The following is a 19,183-nucleotide window of genomic DNA, read 5'->3' on the forward strand; positions in this document are numbered from 1 at the left end:
CCAAATGACTCGATGAAGGCAATACGAATGAACTAACAGCCATTTGTAGTGCCTTTTTATTCCGAATACTATTTGAGTATTTAATCGATGCGCCAGGCTGAAACCCGTCGCATGATTTTGAATTTAACTCCAATTCAGTCGGTCTAAGTGGAATCCCTGTTGGTATTGTATGTGTATTGCAACTGTTTGTAAGCGCCGTATTTGTAACCCCCGCTTCCAGCGTGGCGGCGGCTTAAATCAATAGCATTCAGAATTACGCCATTTACAGTTCTGCCAGCATGGGCGAGCCTTCTGACGGTTTCGTTCAATTCGCCCAGCTGGGTCTTTTCGGCTCGTGCCACGAGCAGCAGGGTGCTGGCGAGCGGTGCCACCGAGGCGGTGTCGGCGGCCACCAGGACCGGGGCGGTGTCGATGACCACGAGGTCGTACTGCGGCGACAGCTTTTCCAGCACGTGCACGAAGGACTCGCTGGTCAGCAACTCCGCAGGGTTCGGCGGCAGCACCCCCGTGGTCATGATGTCCAGGTTGGGCAGCACGGCAGGGCGGATGGCCTGCTTGAAGTCCAGCGTCCCGGCGATCAGTTCCGACAGGCCGGAGGAGCGCGGGATCGAGAAGAACTGGCTGACCCGGCCCTTGCGCAGGTCGGCATCTATCAGCAGCACGCGCTTTCCGGTGGCCGCGGTGATCGCCGCGAAGTTGACCGAGATGAAGGTCTTGCCAACGCCGGGCGTCGCGCCCGAGATGAGCAGGCGGTTGTTGGTCGCCTCCAGCATCGCGAACTGCAGCGCCGTGCGCAGGCTGCGCAGGCTTTCCACCGCCGGGTCCTCCGGCTGCAGGTGCGCCAGCACGTGCTTGCCGGCAAGCTTGTTCTCGATGTTCCTGTCGATGGTGCGCTGCGCGGCGCTGAGCGGAACGCTGCTGTAGACGTTGAGGCCGGTGTGGTTCTCGATCTCGGCCGGATTGCGGATGCCGCCGAAGAAGGAGCTGCGCGCGATCGCGGCGCCGAAGCCGGCGGCCAGCCCGAGGATCGCCGCCAGCGCGATGACCAGCGGCCGCTTGGGCCACACCGGTTCTTCCGGAACGATGGCCTCGTCGAGCAGGCGAACGTTGCCCACCTTGCCCTCCTTGGCCAGCCGCATCTGCAGCGAGCTGTTGAGCAGCGACACGTACAGGTCGGTGTTCACCTTGATGTCGCGCTGCATGCGCACCGTGTTCTGCTGCAGCTCGGGCATCTTGCGGATGCGCGCGTCGACGGTGGCCAGCGCGCTCTTCCAGGCGGCGACCTGCGCGTCCAGCGTCTGCACGTTGGGATGCTCGCTGGTGAAGCGCGAGGTGAGCTCGCGCCGCTTCTGCTCCGCCTCGAGCAGCTTGGACTGCAGGTCGACCGTCTGGGTCAGCGCGTTCTTCGCCTCGTCGTCGAGGCTGACGGTGCCGTTCTGGTTGCGGTAGCGGTTGTAGATGTCTTCCGACTGCTCGAGCTGCTTCTTGAACTGCGGCAGCGCGCCGTCGAGGAAGCCCAGCGTCTTCTCCGCCTCGGCCGCCTTGCGCTCCATGTTCTGGCGCACGTAGAGCCGGCCGATCTCGTTGAGCAGCTGCGTGAGCTTCTCGGCGTCGGGGTTCTTCCAGCTCACGTCGAGCACGCCCGACTGCTTGCCCTTCTCGACCACCTTGAGCGCGTCCTGCAGCGCCAGCAGCGTGAGCTGCGTCGAAGACCGCACGAGCACGAACTGCGCGCCGGGCTTGGCCTCGACGCTCGTGACCATCAGGCTCAGGTTGCCGTTGGGAACGCCCGGCACCTTCGCTTCCATCAGGGTGCCGATGCGGCCCTTCATCGGCGTGTCGATGTCCGGGTTGCTCAGCTCGTACTGGCCGTCGGTGCCGAGGGTCAGCGTGAACTTCTTGTCCTCGAAGTCGACGGGCACGTCGAACTTCGGCACGAGGATCTTCTCGGTGCCCGTCACGTAGCCCGAGAGCCCCATGAAGCCGGGGTCCGAAAGCTCGGTGGCGCGGCGCGCGAGCCAGCTGCCCACGAAGGGCGCGTAGCGCGGCCGGGCGCTGATGTAGAGCTTGGTGTTCTCCACCGCCTTGCCGAGGATGGCGCGCGAGCGAAGTATTTCGATCTCGCCCGCGGCCGGCGTCTTCACGCTCAACAGCGAAGAGGCCGCATCGCCCAGGAAGCTCCCGGCCGAGTTGCCGGAGTCTTCGACCTGCACCGCGACGTTGCCTTCGTAGACCGGCTTGCCGAGAAAGGCGTACGCCGTGCCCAGCAGCACGGCCACGACGGCGATGGCCGCGACGAGCCAGCGGTTGTCGATCAGGATGTCCAGGTACTCGGCCAGGTTGATGCCATCACCATCCTCTTCCATGGCTTGCAGCGGCAGCGCGGCTTGCTGGGTTGCGTTCATGTCGTTTGCTGCTCGGGTTTTGTGATTTTCAGAATGCGGTCGATCCATGCGCGGGTGCCGGCATCGATCAGCGCCAGGGCGTGCTCGAACGCGGCTTCGTCTTTTCCATAGGGATCGGGCACGTCGTGCCCGTCGAATTCGGCGATGCGGAACACCTTGCCGCGCACGAAGGGGTAGGTCGACTCGAGGTGGCGGCGCTGATCGCGGTCCATCACCAGGATCAGGTCGGCCTGCCGGCACAGAAGCTGGCTCACCTGCTGCGCGACGTGGCCCGAGATGTCGAGGCCGCGCTTCTTCATGAGCGCCTGGGCCTTGGCGTCGGCGGGCTTGCCGATGAGCGCACCGGTGCCCGCGGAGAACACGCGCAGCCCCGGCAGTCCCGCTGCGAGCAGGCCCTCGGCCATGGGGCTTCGGCAGATGTTGCCGATGCAGACGGTCAGCACGGCTCTCATCGGTGGTTCATGTAGACCTGGTCGCTGTTGTAGAGCGCCTGGGTCGCCGGCAGGATCAGGCTGGCCACCCGGTACCAGGTGACCAGCGGCACGGAGTCGATGTAGACCACGTCGCGCGGCTGCAGCGGAAAGCGGTCGGCCAGCGCGAGCGCGGCGGGGTTCTTCGCGTTGAGATGGAAGACGGCCGGCGTGCTCCTGGCGCCGCCGGCGTCGTTGCTGCCGCCGCCGTTGCGCACGACGTAGATCTGCCCCGTGTTCGCGGTGCCCAGGTTCGCACTGCCGGCCTCGCCCAGCGCCTCGTTGAGGCTGAGCTTGCCGTTGTGCATGGTCAGCGCGGAAGGCTTGAGCACTTCGCCCATCACGAACACCTTGCTCTCGTCGCGGTTGCGCACCTGCACCACGTCGCCGCTCTGAAGCGGGATGCGGCTGGCGCCGACGCCGATGTCCTGCAGCTTCGGCAGGTCGATGAGCGTGGTCCTGTCGCCGCGCGTGAGCGTGATGAACGAGCGGTCGCCCGCGGCCGTGATGCCGCCGGCGCGGTTGAGCGCCTCGGCCAGCGTCATCGGTACGTCGGTGAAGATCTGCAGCCCCGGCGAGTTCACCTCGCCTTCCACGAAGGCGCGGCGGCTTCTGAAGGACTGGATGCGCACCGTCACCTGCGGGTCCTTGATGTACCTGGCGATCTGCTTGGCGATCAGGTCGGAGGCCTCGATCTCGGTCAGGCCCTGCATCTTCACGCGCCCGATGTACGGAAAGCTGATCTGCCCCGAGGCGTCGACGATGAAGCCGGGCGCCACGCTGATGCCGGTGGGGTCCACCTGCTGGGAGATCACCGCGCCGGCGTGCGGCAGCAACTCGGGGTGGTCGTAGACGACCACGCCCACCACGTCGCCCGGCCCGATGGTGTAGACCGGCGCTTCGCCGAACAGCGCCTTCACGTCCGGCGGAACGGCAGTGGGCCGTGCGTCGGCCATGGCCCGGATGAGGCTCGGCGAGATCGGCACCAGCCCGCCTTCGGCCGGCATGCCGTCGGCCGCGAGGGCCGGCGCGGGACTCTGGTCGGGCTCGTAGGCCACCACCGAGCCGAAGCCCGGCGCGCAGCCCTGAAGCGCCAGCGCACCGGCCAGGGCGGCGATCCACCCCGTCAGGTACAGGTAGCGGGTCAAATGGAACTCCATTGCGAACTTGGTTATTTCAAAAACTGCGATTGCACATGCAAAGCCCGAGCCTGATTTGGCATCGATTGCGCCGGTTAATTCTTTTTATTGAGGGAGGTTTATTCCGGGCAGTCGACGATTTATCGGCAGGTCGGCGAGAGCGCGAATTGTCGCTGCCTTCGCAAGGCAACTTTTTGGTGGAGTAGACGCAAGTGACGTGTCTATTCGTGCGTCGACCACGCCAGCCACAGGGTCATGTTCCGGCAGGCCTGCCGCCTGCCTGTTTTCACTGGGGAAATGAGGCGAGGAATGCCCGTTTTGCAGGCTGTTCCGAAGGCCGGAAATTGCGACCTATTTATTACCCCGCACAGCCGGGAGATTGTGGTTTTCGATCCACAAAGTCAGGTTGTATAGGGTTTTTGATATTGCGTTCGAATTTGTAAAGAAATGTGTCTCGGTAGGAGGCGGCTGACAAGCCGTGGGCCGGGAACATCAAAGTGCCTGCCGGAGGCAACAAATGGCTTCGGCGAGGCAATGATCGACTGGAATGCTGCGGAATCCGGCAGACAGTACGTTTTTCTAATTAATCCGGAAATTGAGCGCCCCTCGACGGGGCTGAAAGCACCAACTGCGTGCAATGGCGTTCCATGAAGCCGAAGAATGATTTCAGGCTAATCTGGAGCGTATTCCGTACGGGTTCTGATTTGCTCGGAGCCGGGCAAGACTTTTGTATTGCCTGTTGATGCCCGCAATTCCTGGAGCCGGAATATGTTTCATATTACCGATCATTGAAACCGGGGCCAACCGGTGCAAAGGACCGGATAAATCAGAAAAAAGGGTTCATGAGCGGCTGCCACTGCCGCTCGAGGCGCCAAATACAGGAGAAATATTGTGCCGAACCCTGGCGAATTGAATGCGAATGTTTCTGTGCCGGGGTACGAAATGGGGCCCGTTGCAGGCCCCGCGGCTCATTGCTCGCGGTCGTCGCCGGGGTGGCCGAGCTGGTTCTTGGCCGAGCGCACGCCCCGCACGACAAGGTAGAGCGCGCCGCCGGCAACCACCACGAAGCCGGCCACGGCGAGGCCGCCCATGCCGAAGGCCCACCACCAGAACAGGCCGCTGATGGGCAGCAACACCAGCGCCACCAGCAGCTCGATGAAGATCAAACGCATCCGTCTCCCCTTGTTCTCAGACATGCAGGCAGCCTTGGTGGTGTGTAATAAATCGCTACGTGCATTTTGAGTGGCGAGAGGATAGCCCAAGAAGAAACGCGGGTGTACAGGGTTTGCGGCCCCCCGCAACCCCCAACCCGTCGTTCTTCAGTCTGCGAGCCGAACCTGTGCGCGGCCTGACTGGCGCCGGCCGGCCCCGATCGGCGATCCCGCCCCGGGGATCAGTACAGCCCGAGCTGCCGCGTGCGCAGCCGCGCCAGGCCGAGCAGCGCGTCGGTGAACGGCGTGGCCACCGCCGTCAGCTCGCCCAGTTCGCGCACCACCGTCACCAGCGCGTCCAGTTCCACCGAGCGCCCGGCCTCCACGTCCTGCAGCATGGAAGTCTTGAACGCGCCCAGCTTCTTGGTGATCTCGTGCCGGTCTTCCGGACTCTGGGTGATCTCGATGCCGATGCGCCGGCCGATCTCCTTGGCCTCCAGCATCACCGCCGAGATGAAGCCGCGCACGTAGTCGTCGCCCATGATCAGGTCGGTGGTGCAGCCGGTGAGGGCGCTGATCGGGTTCACCGTCATGTTGCCCCACAGCTTGAACCACACGTCCTTCTGGATCTGCGGCGACAGCGTGGTGTCGATGCCGGTGCTCTTCAGCAGCGCCAGCAGCTTCTGCACGCGCGGCGTGGCCTCGCCCGAGGGCTCGCCGATGATCAGCCCGTTGCCGAAGTGATGCCGGACCACGCCCGGCGCGTCGAGCGAGCAGCTCGCATGCACCACGCAGCCGACCACGTTGCGCGACGGAATGGCGCGCGCGATGGCGCCGTCGGGGTCCACGGCCGCGAGGCGATGGCCGGTGATCGGGCCGCCGAAGCCGCCTTCCAGGAACCACCACGGCACGCCGTTCATCGCCACCAGCACGATGGTGTCGGCGCCGATCAGCGGCCCGATGCGCTCGGCCACGCCGGCCAGCGCGGGCGCCTTCACCGCGATGACCACCAGGTCCTGCACGCCCAGGGCCTCGGGGTCAGCCACCGCGTTGACGGGCACGCGCGTGCGCACGTCGCCGCGCATCAGCGACAGGCCGTCGCGCTGCAATGCTTCGAGCGTGGCGCCTCGCGCCACCACGTTGAGGCGCTCCCCCGCCTGGGCGAGGCCGACGCCGATCCATCCGCCGATCGCGCCGGCGCCGTAAATGCAGATCTTCATGAGCTTGGGTCGTTCCGGTTCAGTTGCGGTAGGAAGGATCGATGCGGTCCACCTGCCGCACCAGCGCATTGAACACGTCCTGGCCCGCGCCGTGCTCGGGGCTGAACTGCAGTGCGTCGCGCGTGCAGCGCCGCGCGATCTCCTCGCTCACCGGAATCGCCTGGCCCATCGAGAAGGTCGCCATCTGGATCTCGCAGGCGCGCTGCAGCGTCCAAAGAATGGCGAAGGTCTGCGGCAGCGTCTGCCCCCAGGCCAGCAGGCCGTGGTTGCGCAGGATCACCGCGTTGCGGTCGCCGATGCTCTTCAGCAGGCGCGGACCTTCGTCGGCATGAATGGTGATGCCCTCGAAGTCGTGGTACGCCACCATGCCGTGCAGCTGCGCCGTATAGAAATTGGTCTGCTGCAGGCCTCCCTGCAGGCAGGCCACGGCCACGCCGGCCGTGGTGTGCGTGTGCATCACGCAGTGGGCGCCTTCCAGGCCGTCGTGAATGGCCGCATGCACAGTGAAGCCGGCCGGGTTCACCGGGTACGACGAACCGTCGAGCACCTTGCCCTGCAGGTCGATCTTCACCAGGTTGCTGGCCGTGACCTCGCTGTAGTGCAGGCCGAAGGGATTGATGAGGAACTGCTTCTCGCCACCCGTCACGCTGTCGGGCAGGCGCACGGTGATGTGGTTGTAGATCATCTCCGTCCAGCCCAGCATCGCGAACACGCGATAGCAGGCCGCGAGCTCTTCGCGCGCGGCGCGCTCGTCCGGGTGGATCGAGGGATGGACCAGCGCCGAGGTCGACGATGGCACGGGATTGGCGAGTGTGTTCATGGCAGTTCCTTCATGTGTTTCAACCCTCCGCGGTGAAGCCGACCTCTTTCACGATCGGCGCCCACTTGGCGGTGTCTTTCTTCAGCAGCTCCGTCAGCTCGGCCGGCGTGGAAGACATCGCTTCCAGGCCGAAGGTGCCGAGGCCGTCGATCACGTCCTTCTGCGCGAGCGCGCTCTTCATTGCGGCGTTCAGCTTCGCCACCAGTTCGGGCGAGGCCTTGGCCGGCAGGAAGAAGGCGAACCACTCGCTGTGCGCCATGTCCTTCAGGCCCTGTTCGCCGAAGGTGGGCACTTCGGGCGCGAAGCGGCTGCGCTTGGCGCCCGACACGCCCAGGATGCGCACCTTGCCGGTGGGCAGGTGCTGCGTGATGTCGCCGATGGGGCCCGATACCGCCGAGATGTTGCCGCCCAGCAGGTCGAGCATGGCCGGCTGCGTGCCGCGGTAGGCCGCGTGCTTGAGCTCGACCTCGCCCTTCTTGCCCAGCAGAGCGCCGATGAAGTGCGGCGTGGAGCCGGCGGCCGGCGAGCCGTAGTTGGCGCCCGCCGGGTTCGCCTTGGCCCAGGCCAGGAACTCGGGCACGGTCTTCACGCTGGCGGGCACGGCCGGGCCCACGGCGAAGCCGAAGTCGAAGATGCAGGCCAGGCTGACCGGCGTGATGTCGACCATCGGGTCGTACGGCAGTTTCTTGTAGATGTGCGGGTAGATCGTGAGGATCGAGGTCGGCGTCTGCAGGATGGTGCTGCCGTCGGCCGGCTTGCCCTTCACGTAGCCCACGGCGATCTGGCCGCCCGCGCCGGTGCGGTTCTCCACCACCACGGTCTTCGCGTAGTCCCCGCCGAGCTTCGTCGCCAGGCGGCGGCAGGTGGTGTCGGACGTGCCGCCGGCCGCGAAGCCGGTGACGATGGTCGCGGTCTCGAGGTTCGTCGTCGCCTGCGCGAAGACGTTCTGGCCAAGGCTGGCCATCAAGGCGGATGCACTGGTGGTCTGCAGGATCTGGCGGCGCGTGAAGCTCATGGTGTCTCTCTCCGGACGGTGGTTATGGAGGGTCGATCAGGACTCGTCGCGCAGCCAGGTGACCGCGCCCGAGTGGGTCACGGCGCCCTGGTGGGCAGGGCGCACGGTGAGCGCGTATTTTTCCAGCAGGCCGCCGCGCGCGACCCCCGCGTTTACCTCACGTCCGGCGAGCCGCGCAGCGATTTCTTCGGCTGTGAGATCGACCGTGATCGAGCGCGCCTCCGCCCGCGCGTCGATCGACACCATGTCGCCGTCGCGCAGCGCGGCGATCGGGCCGCCATCCGCCGCCTCGGGCCCCGCGTAGCCGATGCACAGACCGCGCGTCGCGCCCGAGAAGCGCCCGTCGGTCAGCAGCGCCACCTTGTCGCCCATGCCCTGGCCGTAGAGCAGGGCGGTGATGCCCAGCATCTCGCGCATGCCGGGGCTGCCCCTGGGCCCTTCGTTGCGGATCACGATCACGTCGCCCGCCTCGTAGCTGCGGTTCTGCACGGCCGTCTGCGCCTCTTCCTCCGAATTGAAGACGCGTGCCGGGCCGCGGAACACGAGGCCTTTGAGCCCGGCCGTCTTGAGCAGCGCGCCGTCGGGGCACAGATTGCCCTTGAGCACCGCCAGCCCGCCGTCGCGCGTGATCGGGTTGCCGGCCTCGCGCACCACGCGGCCGTCGGGCGCGAGGGCGCCGGCCAGTTCCTCGGCCATCGTGCGGCCGGTGAAGGTGAGCGCGTCGCCGTGCAGGAAGCCCTGCTCCAGCAGCGTGCGCAGGATGACGCCCGCCCCGCCGATGTAGAACACGTCGCGCGCCAGGTACTTGCCGCCCGGGCGCAGGTCGGCAATGAGCGGCGTGCGCGCGAAGATCTCGGCCACGTCGTCGAGGTGGAACTTGATGCCCGCCTCGTGCGCGATGGCCGGCAGGTGCAGCGCCGCGTTGGTCGAGCCGCCGGTGGCCGAGACGACGGCGCAGGCGTTCTCCAGCGCCTTGCGCGTGACGATGTCGCGCGGAAGCGGACCATCGCCCAACACCGCCTTCATCAGCTGCTTCGCCGCGCGGCGCATCAGCGGCGCGCGTTCGCTGAACACGGCCGGCACCATGCTGGAGCCGATGGGCGCGAGGCCCAGCGCCTCCGACACCATGCCCATGGTGTTGGCCGTGAACTGCCCCGCGCAGGCGCCGGCGGTGGGCAGGCAGGCGCGGCTCATGGCGTCGAGCTCGTCGTGCGTGGCGGTGCCGGCCAGCACCTTGCCGATGGTCTCGTAGGTGTCGACCACGTTGAGGTCCTGCCCGTCGGGGCCCGGCATCTGGCCCGGCAGCGCCGAGCCGCCGTGCACGAACACGCTGGGCACGTTGCAGCGGACCATGCCCATCATCAGCCCCGGCAGGTTCTTGTCGCAGGCGCCGATGGCGAAGATGCCGTCCCACTGGTGGCCGCGCGTGGAGGCCTCCACGCTGTCGGCGATGAGCTCGCGCGAGATCAGCGAGAAGCGCATGCCCGAATGCGCCATCGTCAGCCCGTCGCTGATCGACACCACCGGGCATTCGTGCGGCGTGCCGCCGCCCGCGTAGATGCCGGTCTTGGCGTGCTGCGCCTGGTCGCGCAGGTTGAGGTTGCACGGGCTCATCTCGCCGCCCGTGTGGAACACGCCGACGTGCGGGCGCGCGATGTCCTCGTCGTCCTGGCCCAGCGCGTGCAGGAAGCTGCGCGTGGTCGCGCGGATCGTGCCCTCGCGGATGGTGGCGGAGCGGAAGCGCTTGGGTGTCGGATCGGTTGGCGTGGTCATCGGACTGGCTGGCGTCGGCTGGCTTGATTGCGGGAGGAAGTCAGAACATGCCGTTCTTGTTCGCGGCTGTCTCGGGCACAGGCTGCACCACGTCCCAGTGCTCGACGATCTTCCCGTTCTCCAGCTTGAAGATGTCGACGATGGCGCTGCCGCGCGTGCCCGGCTCGCGGATCGCGTTGACGTGCAGGATCACGTAGTCGCCGTCGACGAAGCTGCGCTTGATCTCGCTCCTGGAGTTCGGAAACTTCTCGCGCAGGAAGGCGATGAACTTGCGGAAGCCCTCGGGCCCGTCGGCCGCCGTGGGGTTGTGCTGCACGTAGCGGTTGCCCACGTACTGCAGGGCCGCGTCGGCGTCCTTCTGGTTCAGGCCCTTCTCGTAGAAGGCGAGCACGGCCTGGCGGTTGGCTTCCTGCTGGGCGGTCGTTCCGGGCTTGCCGCCGCCCATGGGCGCGCAAGCGGCGAGGAAAAGAGTGGCGGACGCGGCCATGGCGGCCCAGGTCATGCGATGCATCGTCAAAACTCCCTGGTTGAAGAAGAAAAGGAAATCAGTAGCCGTTGGGCGTCTGCGCGCCCTGGGCGTTCTTGAACTTGGCCGCCAGCTGCTTCGCCGCTGCCGTCAGCACGATGGTGTCCACGCCCACAGCCACGAACAGCGCGCCGGCCGCGAGCCACTTGCGCGCCTGCTCCTCGGTGGTCGACAGGATGCCCGGCGCCTTGCCGGCCTTGAGGATGCGCGCGATGGCGTCGGCGATCACCGCCTGCACCTCGGGATGGTTGGGCTGGCCCACGAAGCCCATCGAGGCCGACAGATCGGCCGGGCCGATGAACACGCCGTCCACGCCCGGCGTGGCTGCGATGGCATCGAGGTTCTTCATCGCCTCCACCGTCTCGGCCTGCACCAGCAGGCAGGTCTGGGCGTTGGCCTCGTGCAGGTAGTTGGGGTAGGCCTGCCAGCGCGAGGCGCGCGCCAGCGCGCTGCCCATGCCGCGGATGCCCTCGGGCGGGTAGCGCATGCCTTGCACGAGCCGCGCGGCCTGCTCGGCCGTGTCGACCATCGGCACGAGCAGCGTCTGCGCGCCGATGTCGAGGTACTGCTTGATGAGCGTGGTGTCGCCCACCGGGATGCGCACGACGGGGTGCGAGCGCTCCGATTCAGGCTGAGCCGACCATGCGCTCGAAATGCCCTGCAGTTGCGCGAGCACAGAGCGCACGTCGTTGGGCGCGTGCTCGCCGTCGACCAGCAGCCAGTCGTAGCCGGTGCCGGCCAGGATCTCGGCCACGTAGCCGTCGGCCAGCCCGACCCAAAGGCCGATCTGGGGCTTGCCGGCCGCGAGGGCCTGCTTGAAGGTGTTGATGGGGGTGTGCATGGTTTTCTCTTCAGGCGAAGCGGAACGAGATGGAGCCCAGCGGGCCGTAGTCGGCATGGAAGGTGTCGCCCGGCACGGCGGTGGTCGGCCGCGTGAACGAGCCGCCCAGCACCACTTCGCCGGCTTCCAGGCACTCGTCCCAGGGCGCGAGCTTGTTCGCGAGCCAGGCCACGCCGGTGGCCGGGTGGTTGAGCACGGCCGCGGCCACGCCCGATTCCTCGATCACGCCGTTCTTGAAGAGCAGCGCGCTCACCCAGCGCAGGTCCACCGCGTCGGGCTTCACCGGACGGCCGCCCATCACGATGCCCGCGTTGGCGGCGTTGTCGGAGATGGTGTCGAACACCTTGCGCGGGGCCTTGGTGTGGCGGTCGAACTGTTCGATGCGCGCGTCGATGATCTCGATGGCGGGTACGACGTAGTCGGTAGCGGCCAGCACGTCGAAGATGGTCACGTTCGGGCCCTGCAGCTTCTTGCCGAGGATGAAGGCCAGCTCGACCTCGATGCGCGGCGCGATGAAGCGCTTGAACGGGATGTCGCCGCCCTGCTCGAAGAACATGTCGTCCAGCAGCGTGCCGTAGTCGGGCTCGTCGATCTGGCTGGACTGCTGCATGGCGCGCGAGGTCAGGCCGATCTTGTGGCCCTTGACGGTGCGGCCCTCGGCGATCTTGGTCTTCACCCATTCGCGAGAGATGGCGTAGCCGTCCTCGACGGTCATCTCGGGAAAGCGCTTGGAGAAGTGCTCGACCTGCACGCGCGACTTCTCGCTTTCGTGCAGCTCGGCGGCCAGTTGGGCGATGGTGGCTTTGGAGAGCATGTGGGTCCGTTCTTCTCTTGTTGTCGTTCAGCTCTTGTTGAACAGCGGATGCAGGTTGCTGTGCTTGCCGTCGTACACCTGCCCCGGGCTCTCGTCGATCTGCAGCGTGATGCCGATGTGGCGCCTGTCGAAGATCGGCGCGAAATGCGCGCGCACGTCGGCCAGCAGCTCGTCGCCGGCCTTCTTCTTCACCGCCTCGGAGCGCCCGGTGGCCATGCGGATGTTGAGGTACACGAAGGCGTAGTCGGCCTTGCCGTCGGCCACCGCGTAGTGCGCGGCGGGGTAGGCCAGCACGCGCGTGCCGCCGATGGGGAACACCGGCTTGTCGGCCTCGTCGCGCTGCTTCAGCATGGTGTCGGCCAGCGTGCGGCACAGGGCCGACATGTCGGTCTCGGCCTCGATGTTCGGCGTGTAGAGGATCACGAGATGGGGCATGAGTGCTGCTCTCCGCTTATTCCACCGACATCGTCGCGGCCGTGCAGGTCACCGCGAAGATCGGGATCGCCTTCATGTGGAAGATCTCGCCCTTGCCGCGCGCGGCCGCCGCCACGCTGATGAAGGTGCGGATCTCGAAGCCGCCCTGGCCCGCTTCGCGGTAGGTGACCTCGTCGCCGTAGTCGCCCTGCGAGAGCAGTGCTTCGCGGTCGTTGGCGCACCAGCGGCGCATGAACTCGGCGTCCCATTCGGCGTTGACTTTGCCCGAATCGGGGGTGGCTGGCCAATGCGAGATGCCGCCCGTGCCCACCAGCGCGATGCGCTCGGGAACCTTGTCGCAGGCGCGGCGCAGTGCTTCGCCGAAGGCCCACGCGCGGTGCAGCGGCGTGAGCGGCGGGCCCTGGCAGTTGATGTTCACGGGGATGACCTTGGTGTCGAACTTCGGCGTGAGGAAGTTCAGCGGCACCATGATGCCGTGGTCGAACTTCCATTCCTCCGCATAGGCCACGTCCACCGTCTGCATCACTTCGCGGATCAGCCGCTGCGACAGCGCGGCGTCGCCGGGGATGCGGTGCTTCTCGATGCCCAGCCACTTCGGGTCTTCGATGGGGCCCTCGTAGCTGTCGGCCATGCCGATCGCGTAGGCCGGCATGTTGTTCATGAAGAAGTTCGCGAAGTGCTCGGCTGCGATCACGATCACCGCGTCGGGCTTCGTCGCGCGCATCGCTTCGCCGAAGCGATGGAACTGCGCGTGGAACTCGTCCTTCACGGCCGGGTCGGCAAGATGCGCGCGGCCGGTGATGCCGGGGGCGTGGCTGCACACGCCTGCGAATACGAGACTCATACGCCCGCCACTTTCTCGTCGGTTCCGGTTGTCATTGCGTAGATGCCCGCGCGCACCGGGCCGTACTTGCGCACGCCTTCGCGCATGGCTTCGAGGTAGTCGGCCCATGGAATGCCCAGCAGCGGCGCGAAGTGCATCAGCAGCTGGCCGTTGCAGCCGAGCACGTAGAGCTTGCCGATGTCGCCGGTGTCGATGGCCTCGCGTTCCTCGTCCGTGAAGTCGTAGGCGCCCAGCAGCGCCGCGCGCGTTGCGCCGCCTTCGGCATAGCGCCGCTGCACCTCCTGCTCGCGATTGAGCGCGAACAAGAATTTCTGCATCGCATAGAGGCTCATCGTTCAGCCCTCGATCTGGATGTTGGCCTTGCGGATCACGTCGCCGTACTTCGCGATCTCGCTCTGGATGAAGGCCGCGAAGCGCTCCGGCGTGCCCGACAGCGAGGCGATGCCGCCCTTCTGGAAGGCATCGGTCACGGCGGAGCTCGCGAGCGCGCGGTTCACCTCTGCGTTCATGCGCTGCACGACAGCGTCGGGCGTGCCGGCCGGGGCCAGCAGGCCGTTCCACGAATTGGACTCGATGGGCACGCCCTGTTCGGCCAGTGTGGGTATGGCGGGTGCGTACTGCGAGCGCTGCGCGGTCGCCATGCCCTGCGCCACCAGCTTGCCGCTCTGGATGTGGCCGCGGAACTCGGGCCAGTTGCCGAACATCATCGTCACCTGCCCGCCGAGCAGGTCGGTGAGCGCGGGGCCCTGGCCCTTGTAGGGCACATGCACGATGTCCAGGCCCATCTGCAGCTTGAGCATCTCGCCCGAGAGGTGGGCCGAGGTGCCGTTGCCGAAGGAGGCGAAGCTCAGCGTGCCCGGCTTCGCCTTGGCGGCGTTGCGCAGGTCGGCCAGCGTCTTCAGGCCGCTGTTGGGATGCGTGGCGAGAACGTGCTCCGACATGCCCATGAGCGCCACGGGGCGCAGGTCTTTCTGCGTGTCGTAGGGCAGCTTGCGGATCAGCGTCTGGTTGGCCGTGAAGCTGTTGGCCACGCAGACGAAGGTGTAGCCGTCGGGCGCGGCCTTGGCGGCGGCGTCCACGCCGATCACCGTGCCCGCGCCGGGCTTGTTGTCGACGATCACCGGCTGGCCCAGCGTCTTCGACAGCTCGGTGCCGATGAGGCGCGCGACGAAGTCGGTGGTGCCGCCGGGCGTGAAGGGCACGATCACGCGGACCGGCTTGTTGGGCCACGTACCCTGTGCGCGCGCCAGCGAGGGCAGGGCTGCGAATGCAGCCGCGCCTTGCAGCAGCGTGCGGCGTTGCATGCTCACGCCACGCCCCAGTGCGGAATGTGGTGCGAGCCCAGCGACACCGCCACGTTCTTCGGCTCGCAGAACACTTCGTAGCTCCAGGTGCCGCCTTCGCGGCCCGTGCCCGATGCCTTGGTGCCGCCGAAGGGCTGGCGCAGGTCACGCACGTTCTGGCTGTTGACGAAGCACATGCCGGCCTCCACGGCTGCGGCCACGCGGTGGGCCTTGCCGATGTTCTCGGTCCACACGTAGCTGGAGAGACCGTACTGGATGTCGTTGGCGAGCTCGATGGCGTGCGCCTCGTCCCTGAACGGAATCAGGCAGGCCACTGGACCGAAGATCTCGTCCTGCGCGATCTTCATGCGGTTGTCCACGTCGGCGAACACGGTGGGCGCCACGTAGTTGCCGCGCTGAACGCGGTCGGGCAGGTTCGACGGCGCTTCCAGCCCGCCGCACAGCAGCGTCGCGCCTTCCTTCGGGCCCAGCTCGATGTAGCTGCGCACCTTGGCCAGGTGGGCCTGCGAGATCATCGGGCCGACGATGGTCTTCTCGTCCAGCGGGTCGCCTACCGTGATGCGCTTCGCGCGGTCGGCGAACTTCGCGGCGAAGTCGGCGTAGATCGACTGCTGCACCAGGATGCGCGAGCCGGCCGTGCAGCGCTCGCCGTTGTTGCTGAAGATCATGAACACGGCCGCGTCGAGCGCGCGGTCGAGCTCGGCGTCGTCGAAGATCACGAAGGGGCTCTTGCCGCCCAGTTCCATGCTGAACTTCTTCAGGCCCGCGCTCTTCACGATGCGGTTGCCGGTGGCGGTGGAGCCGGTGAAGGAGATGGCGCGCACGTCGGGGTGCGCCACCAGCGGCTCGCCGGCTTCCTTGCCGTAGCCGTGCACCAGGTTCAGCACGCCGGGCGGAATGCCGGCTTCCAGCGCCAGCTCACCGAGGCGTGCGGCCGTCAGCGGCGAGAGCTCGCTCATCTTCAGCACGGCGGTGTTGCCGAAGGCCAGGCAGGGCGCGACCTTCCAGGTGGCCGTCATGAAGGGCACGTTCCACGGGCTGATGAGCGCACATACGCCCACCGGATGGAACAGCGTGTAGTTCAGGTGCGTGGGCGTGGGATAAGTGTGGCCGTCCACCCGCGTGCACATCTCGGCGAAGTAGTAGAAGTTGTCGGCCGCGCGCGGCACCAGCTGCTTGCCCGTTTGCGCGATGACCTGGCCGCAGTCGTTGGTCTCGGTCTGCGCGATCTCGGGCACGTTCTTCGCAATCAGGTCGCCGAGCTTGCGGATGAGCTTCGCGCGCTCGGGCGCGGGCATGCCGGCCCATTTCGGGAAGGCTTCCTTGGCGGCGGCTACGGCCGCGTTCACCTCGGCCTCGCCGCCGGAAGCGACTTCGGCCAGCACTTCCTGCGTGGCGGGGTTGACGGTCTCGAAGTAGTCCGTGCCCTTGACGGACTTGCCGCCGATGAGATGGTCGATCTGTTGCATGAAGAGAGTCCGGTTCAATCAATCCAGTTTGATGTCGCGCGCCTTGATCAAGGCGTGCCATTTCTTGCGCTCCGAATCGGTGTAGCGCGTCATTTCGGTGGCGTCGGCGGGGCGTGCCTCCCAGCCGGCGTCGTAGAGCTTCTGCTTCACTCCGGCATCGGCCATGGCCTTCTGCAGTTCGCTGCCCAGCTTCGCCTGCACTTCCTTCGGCGTGGCCGCGGGTGTCACGAGGCCCTGCCATGTGTAGGCCTCGACGTTGGCGAAGCCGAGTTCCTTGGCGGTGGGAACGTTGGGCAGCTGCGGCACGCGCTCGCCCGACATGGCCAAGAGCGGGATCACCTTGCCAGCCTTGACGGCGCTCACGCCGCTGGGCAGGTCGAGCATCATCAGCGCGACCTGTCCGCCCATCAGGTCCTGCAGGGCCGGGGCGCCGCCCTTGTAGGGCACGTGCAGCATCGATACGCCGGCCTCGCGCTGGAACAGTTCGTAGGCGAGGTGATGCGGGCTGCCGGTGCCCGGCGTCGCGATGCTGTACTTGCCGGGCGAGGCCTTGAGCGCGGCCAGCAGCGCCTTCGCATCGGCGATGCCGGCATTGGGCGCGGCCGTGATGATCAGCGGCGAGCGGCCCATCATGCCGACGAGCGCGAAGTCTTTCTCGGCGTCGTAGGGCAGCTTCTTGTAGAGCGCGGGGTTGTAGACCAGCACGCCGTTGTCGGCCGAGAACACGGTGTAGCCGTCGCCCGGCGAGCGAGCGACGTTCTCCGACGCGATGATCGCGCCCGCTCCGGGGCGGTTGTCCACCAGCACCGGCTGGCCCATCTGCTGCGAGACCTGCGCGCCCACGGTGCGCGCGAGGAAGTCGGTGCCGCCGCCCGCCGGGTAGCCGACCACCCAGCGCACGGGCTTGGCGGGGTAGGCGGTCTGCGCGACGGCGGCGGCCGAGATGGCCAGCGCGAATGCGGCTGCGGTGAACTTGAGGAGCTTTCTGCCGGTGATCATGTCGTGTTGTCTCCGCTGATCTGGTTATGGATATGGCAAGGAAAAAGCGCGCCGTGACAGCGCGCCGGCTCAGGCGGCCGCGATGGTGTTGACCAGCGCGCCGACGCCTTCGATCTCGGTGACGACCACGTCGCCCGGCTTGCAGTCGACAACCCCGTCGGGCGTGCCCGTGAGGATCAGGTCGCCCGGCGAGAGCGTCATGAAGCGGCTGAAGTACTCGATGAGGAAGGGTGCGTCGAAGATCATGTCGCGCGTGTTGCCTTGCTGCGTGACCGTGCCGTTGACGGTGGTGCGCAGCGCGAGCGCCATCGGGTCGGCGATGTCGGCCGCGTCCACGAACCACGGGCCCAGCGGCGTGCAGGTGTCGCGGTTCTTCACGCGCAGGTTGGGGCGGTACCAGTTCTCGAGGTAGTCGCGGATGGCGTAATCGTTGGCCACCGTGTAGCCGCCGATGAAGTCGTAGGCGTCGTCGCGCTTCACGTTCCTCGCGGTCTTGCCGACCACGATGGCGAGCTCGCATTCATAGTGCATGAACTGCACGCCGGCGGGGCGGTGCGTTTGCTGGCGGTGGCCGATGAGCGTGCTCTGTCCCTTGACGAACACCAGCGGCTCCTCGGGCGCCTTGAACTCGAGTTCCTTGGCGTGGTCGGCGTAGTTCAGGCCCAGCGCGAGGATGGTGCGCGGGCGCGCGGTAGGCGCGAGCGGCGGCAGCCACACGAGCTGCTCCTGCGGCACGACGCGGCCGTCTTCCAGCCGCACGGCGGCGTCGGGCTGGCCGTTGAATTCGTGGCTGGTGCCGGTGTGTTCGCGGCCCTCGAAGATGACGCGTGCGTGCTTCATGCGGCTTCCTTCGCCAGCGTGTTGCTCAGGGCTTCGAAGCCCGGTGCGGAGATGTCGATGCGGTCCCCCGCGCGTGCCAGCGGGCGGCCGGGGCCGCAGCCGAGCATCAGCACGTCGCCGTGCGCGAGCGTCATGAATTCGCCGACGTCGGCAAGCAGCTGCCGTGCGGGGCGCACGAGCTGCGAGAAGTCGAGCGACTGCCTGAGTTCGCCGTTGATGCGCACCTCGACGCGGAAGCTCGCGGGGTCGGCGACCTCCTGCGCGTCGCGCAGCACGGGGCCGATGCCGAGGAAGCCGTCGACGCACTTGAACTTGACCGGCGGGCGGAAGAAGCTCGCGTGCGGGATCGACAGGTCGTTCATCAGCACGAAGCCTTCCACGTCGCCCTCGGCGCCGATCACCATGCCGATGCTCGCGCCGACTTCCACTTCGGGCACCGCGGCGGGCACGATGATGGCGCTGCCGTGCGGGCTCCAGGTGTTGGCCGTCTTCACATAGAGAACGGGCGCCTTCGGCGGTGCCTTGTACGGCGGCTGCGTCATCTGCGGCGCGAGGGCTTCTGCCTCGGCGCGGAAGTTGAGCAGGGTGCCGTACACCGTGCCCGTTGGCAGGAAATGGGGAGTGATGCTGCTCATGGCGAGGGTTGCTCCAGTGCGATCAGTTCGTCGAGCAGCCCGTAGAGCTGCGCGAGCTTGGCCTTGCCGAGGGACTTTTCCATCCAGTCGTAGTGCGCCTCGATGCTGCTTCCCAGGCGCTTCACCAGCTTCATGCCGTGCGGCGTGGCCTCGACCACGGTGCGGCGCTGGTCGGCCGGATCGCGCGCGCGGGTGATGAGGTTGTCGCGCTCCATGCGCGCGAGCACGCCGGTAAGGCTGGGCCCGAGGATGAAGGCCTCGCGCGCCACGCGGCCGGTGTCGACCGCGCCGTGCTCGCCCAGCACGCGCAGCACGCGCCACTGCTGGTCTGACAGCGCGTGCTCGCGCAGGCTGGGCCGCGTGTGGGCCATCACGGCTTCGCGCGCCTGCAGCAGCAGGCGAGGCAGGTTGCGATGAGTGAATGTCGTGCTCAAGGCTTGTCTCTTCCGAAATTACTTAACATGTTAAATGAATCGTCGAAGC

20 protein-coding genes are annotated in these 19,183 nt (G+C 66.9%); all 20 read right to left on the reverse strand.

Features of this window, described 5'->3' with window-relative positions; translation table 11 throughout:
* Positions 1-143: 143 nt before the first annotated feature.
* The gene (locus tag BMY35_RS30865; protein WP_093206817.1) at positions 144-2,405 is read right to left on the reverse strand and encodes a polysaccharide biosynthesis tyrosine autokinase; all 2,262 of its coding nucleotides are present in this window, start codon (positions 2,403-2,405) and stop codon (positions 144-146) included.
* Positions 2,402-2,857 carry a low molecular weight protein-tyrosine-phosphatase gene (locus BMY35_RS30870; RefSeq protein ID WP_093206818.1) on the reverse strand — a complete coding sequence of 152 codons (456 nt, stop codon included), beginning with the start codon at positions 2,855-2,857 and terminating at the stop codon, positions 2,402-2,404. The genes BMY35_RS30865 and BMY35_RS30870 overlap by 4 nt, the downstream gene beginning before the upstream one ends.
* Positions 2,854-4,035 (reverse strand): polysaccharide biosynthesis/export family protein, encoded by a 1,182-nt coding sequence (locus tag BMY35_RS30875; RefSeq protein WP_093206820.1) that lies wholly within the window; start codon positions 4,033-4,035, stop codon positions 2,854-2,856. Before BMY35_RS30875 ends, BMY35_RS30870 begins: the two co-directional genes overlap by 4 nt.
* Before the next feature lie 947 nt (positions 4,036-4,982).
* Positions 4,983-5,186 carry a hypothetical protein gene (locus tag BMY35_RS30880; RefSeq protein ID WP_170217205.1) on the reverse strand — a complete coding sequence of 68 codons (204 nt, stop codon included), beginning with the start codon at positions 5,184-5,186 and terminating at the stop codon, positions 4,983-4,985.
* Positions 5,187-5,407: 221 nt separating this feature from the next.
* Positions 5,408-6,385, reverse strand: coding sequence for a 2-dehydropantoate 2-reductase (locus BMY35_RS30885; protein ID WP_093206821.1), 978 nt, complete (start codon positions 6,383-6,385; stop codon positions 5,408-5,410).
* Positions 6,386-6,404: 19 nt separating this feature from the next.
* Positions 6,405-7,205: a class II aldolase/adducin family protein gene (locus BMY35_RS30890; RefSeq protein WP_093206823.1), complete on the reverse strand. Its 801-nt coding sequence runs from the start codon at positions 7,203-7,205 to the stop codon at positions 6,405-6,407.
* Positions 7,206-7,224: 19 nt separating this feature from the next.
* Entirely contained in the window at positions 7,225-8,220 is a 996-nt protein-coding gene (locus tag BMY35_RS30895) for a Bug family tripartite tricarboxylate transporter substrate binding protein (RefSeq protein ID WP_093206824.1), read from the reverse strand.
* Between the two features lie 36 nt (positions 8,221-8,256).
* Positions 8,257-9,993 carry a dihydroxy-acid dehydratase gene (gene ilvD, locus BMY35_RS30900; protein WP_093206826.1) on the reverse strand — a complete coding sequence of 579 codons (1,737 nt, stop codon included), beginning with the start codon at positions 9,991-9,993 and terminating at the stop codon, positions 8,257-8,259.
* 40 nt (positions 9,994-10,033) lie between these two features.
* A complete protein-coding gene (locus BMY35_RS30905; RefSeq protein WP_093206827.1) occupies positions 10,034-10,504 on the reverse strand; it encodes a nuclear transport factor 2 family protein in 471 nt (156 codons plus the stop codon).
* 34 nt (positions 10,505-10,538) lie between these two features.
* Positions 10,539-11,360 (reverse strand): 4-hydroxy-2-oxoheptanedioate aldolase, encoded by an 822-nt coding sequence (gene hpaI, locus BMY35_RS30910; RefSeq protein WP_093206829.1) that lies wholly within the window; start codon positions 11,358-11,360, stop codon positions 10,539-10,541.
* Between the two features lie 10 nt (positions 11,361-11,370).
* Positions 11,371-12,174, reverse strand: a complete 804-nt coding sequence (gene hpaH / locus BMY35_RS30915; RefSeq protein WP_093206830.1) for a 2-oxo-hept-4-ene-1,7-dioate hydratase — start codon at positions 12,172-12,174, stop codon at positions 11,371-11,373.
* 27 nt (positions 12,175-12,201) lie between these two features.
* Positions 12,202-12,609, reverse strand: a complete 408-nt coding sequence (locus BMY35_RS30920; RefSeq protein ID WP_093206832.1) for a 5-carboxymethyl-2-hydroxymuconate Delta-isomerase — start codon at positions 12,607-12,609, stop codon at positions 12,202-12,204.
* 16 nt (positions 12,610-12,625) lie between these two features.
* Positions 12,626-13,453 (reverse strand): DODA-type extradiol aromatic ring-opening family dioxygenase, encoded by an 828-nt coding sequence (locus BMY35_RS30925; RefSeq protein ID WP_093206833.1) that lies wholly within the window; start codon positions 13,451-13,453, stop codon positions 12,626-12,628.
* The gene (locus BMY35_RS30930; RefSeq protein WP_056588131.1) at positions 13,450-13,785 is read right to left on the reverse strand and encodes an aromatic ring-opening dioxygenase LigA; all 336 of its coding nucleotides are present in this window, start codon (positions 13,783-13,785) and stop codon (positions 13,450-13,452) included. The genes BMY35_RS30925 and BMY35_RS30930 overlap by 4 nt, the downstream gene beginning before the upstream one ends.
* 3 nt (positions 13,786-13,788) lie before the next feature.
* On the reverse strand, positions 13,789-14,757 hold the full coding sequence (locus BMY35_RS30935) for a tripartite tricarboxylate transporter substrate binding protein (protein WP_093206835.1): 969 nt from the start codon (positions 14,755-14,757) through the stop codon (positions 13,789-13,791).
* 2 nt (positions 14,758-14,759) lie between these two features.
* A complete protein-coding gene (gene hpaE, locus BMY35_RS30940; RefSeq protein WP_093206836.1) occupies positions 14,760-16,226 on the reverse strand; it encodes a 5-carboxymethyl-2-hydroxymuconate semialdehyde dehydrogenase in 1,467 nt (488 codons plus the stop codon).
* Positions 16,227-16,244: 18 nt separating this feature from the next.
* Positions 16,245-17,225, reverse strand: a complete 981-nt coding sequence (locus BMY35_RS30945) for a Bug family tripartite tricarboxylate transporter substrate binding protein (RefSeq protein WP_093206838.1) — start codon at positions 17,223-17,225, stop codon at positions 16,245-16,247.
* Between the two features lie 69 nt (positions 17,226-17,294).
* Positions 17,295-18,065: a fumarylacetoacetate hydrolase family protein gene (locus BMY35_RS30950; RefSeq protein ID WP_093206839.1), complete on the reverse strand. Its 771-nt coding sequence runs from the start codon at positions 18,063-18,065 to the stop codon at positions 17,295-17,297.
* Positions 18,062-18,700 carry a fumarylacetoacetate hydrolase family protein gene (locus BMY35_RS30955; RefSeq protein WP_093206841.1) on the reverse strand — a complete coding sequence of 213 codons (639 nt, stop codon included), beginning with the start codon at positions 18,698-18,700 and terminating at the stop codon, positions 18,062-18,064. Before BMY35_RS30955 ends, BMY35_RS30950 begins: the two co-directional genes overlap by 4 nt.
* The gene (gene hpaR, locus BMY35_RS30960; RefSeq protein ID WP_093206842.1) at positions 18,697-19,134 is read right to left on the reverse strand and encodes a homoprotocatechuate degradation operon regulator HpaR; all 438 of its coding nucleotides are present in this window, start codon (positions 19,132-19,134) and stop codon (positions 18,697-18,699) included. The genes BMY35_RS30955 and hpaR overlap by 4 nt, the downstream gene beginning before the upstream one ends.
* Positions 19,135-19,183: the final 49 nt, after the last annotated feature.

The sequence above is a fragment of the Variovorax sp. YR750 genome, from assembly GCF_900109805.1.
Taxonomy (GTDB): domain Bacteria; phylum Pseudomonadota; class Gammaproteobacteria; order Burkholderiales; family Burkholderiaceae_C; genus Variovorax; species Variovorax gossypii.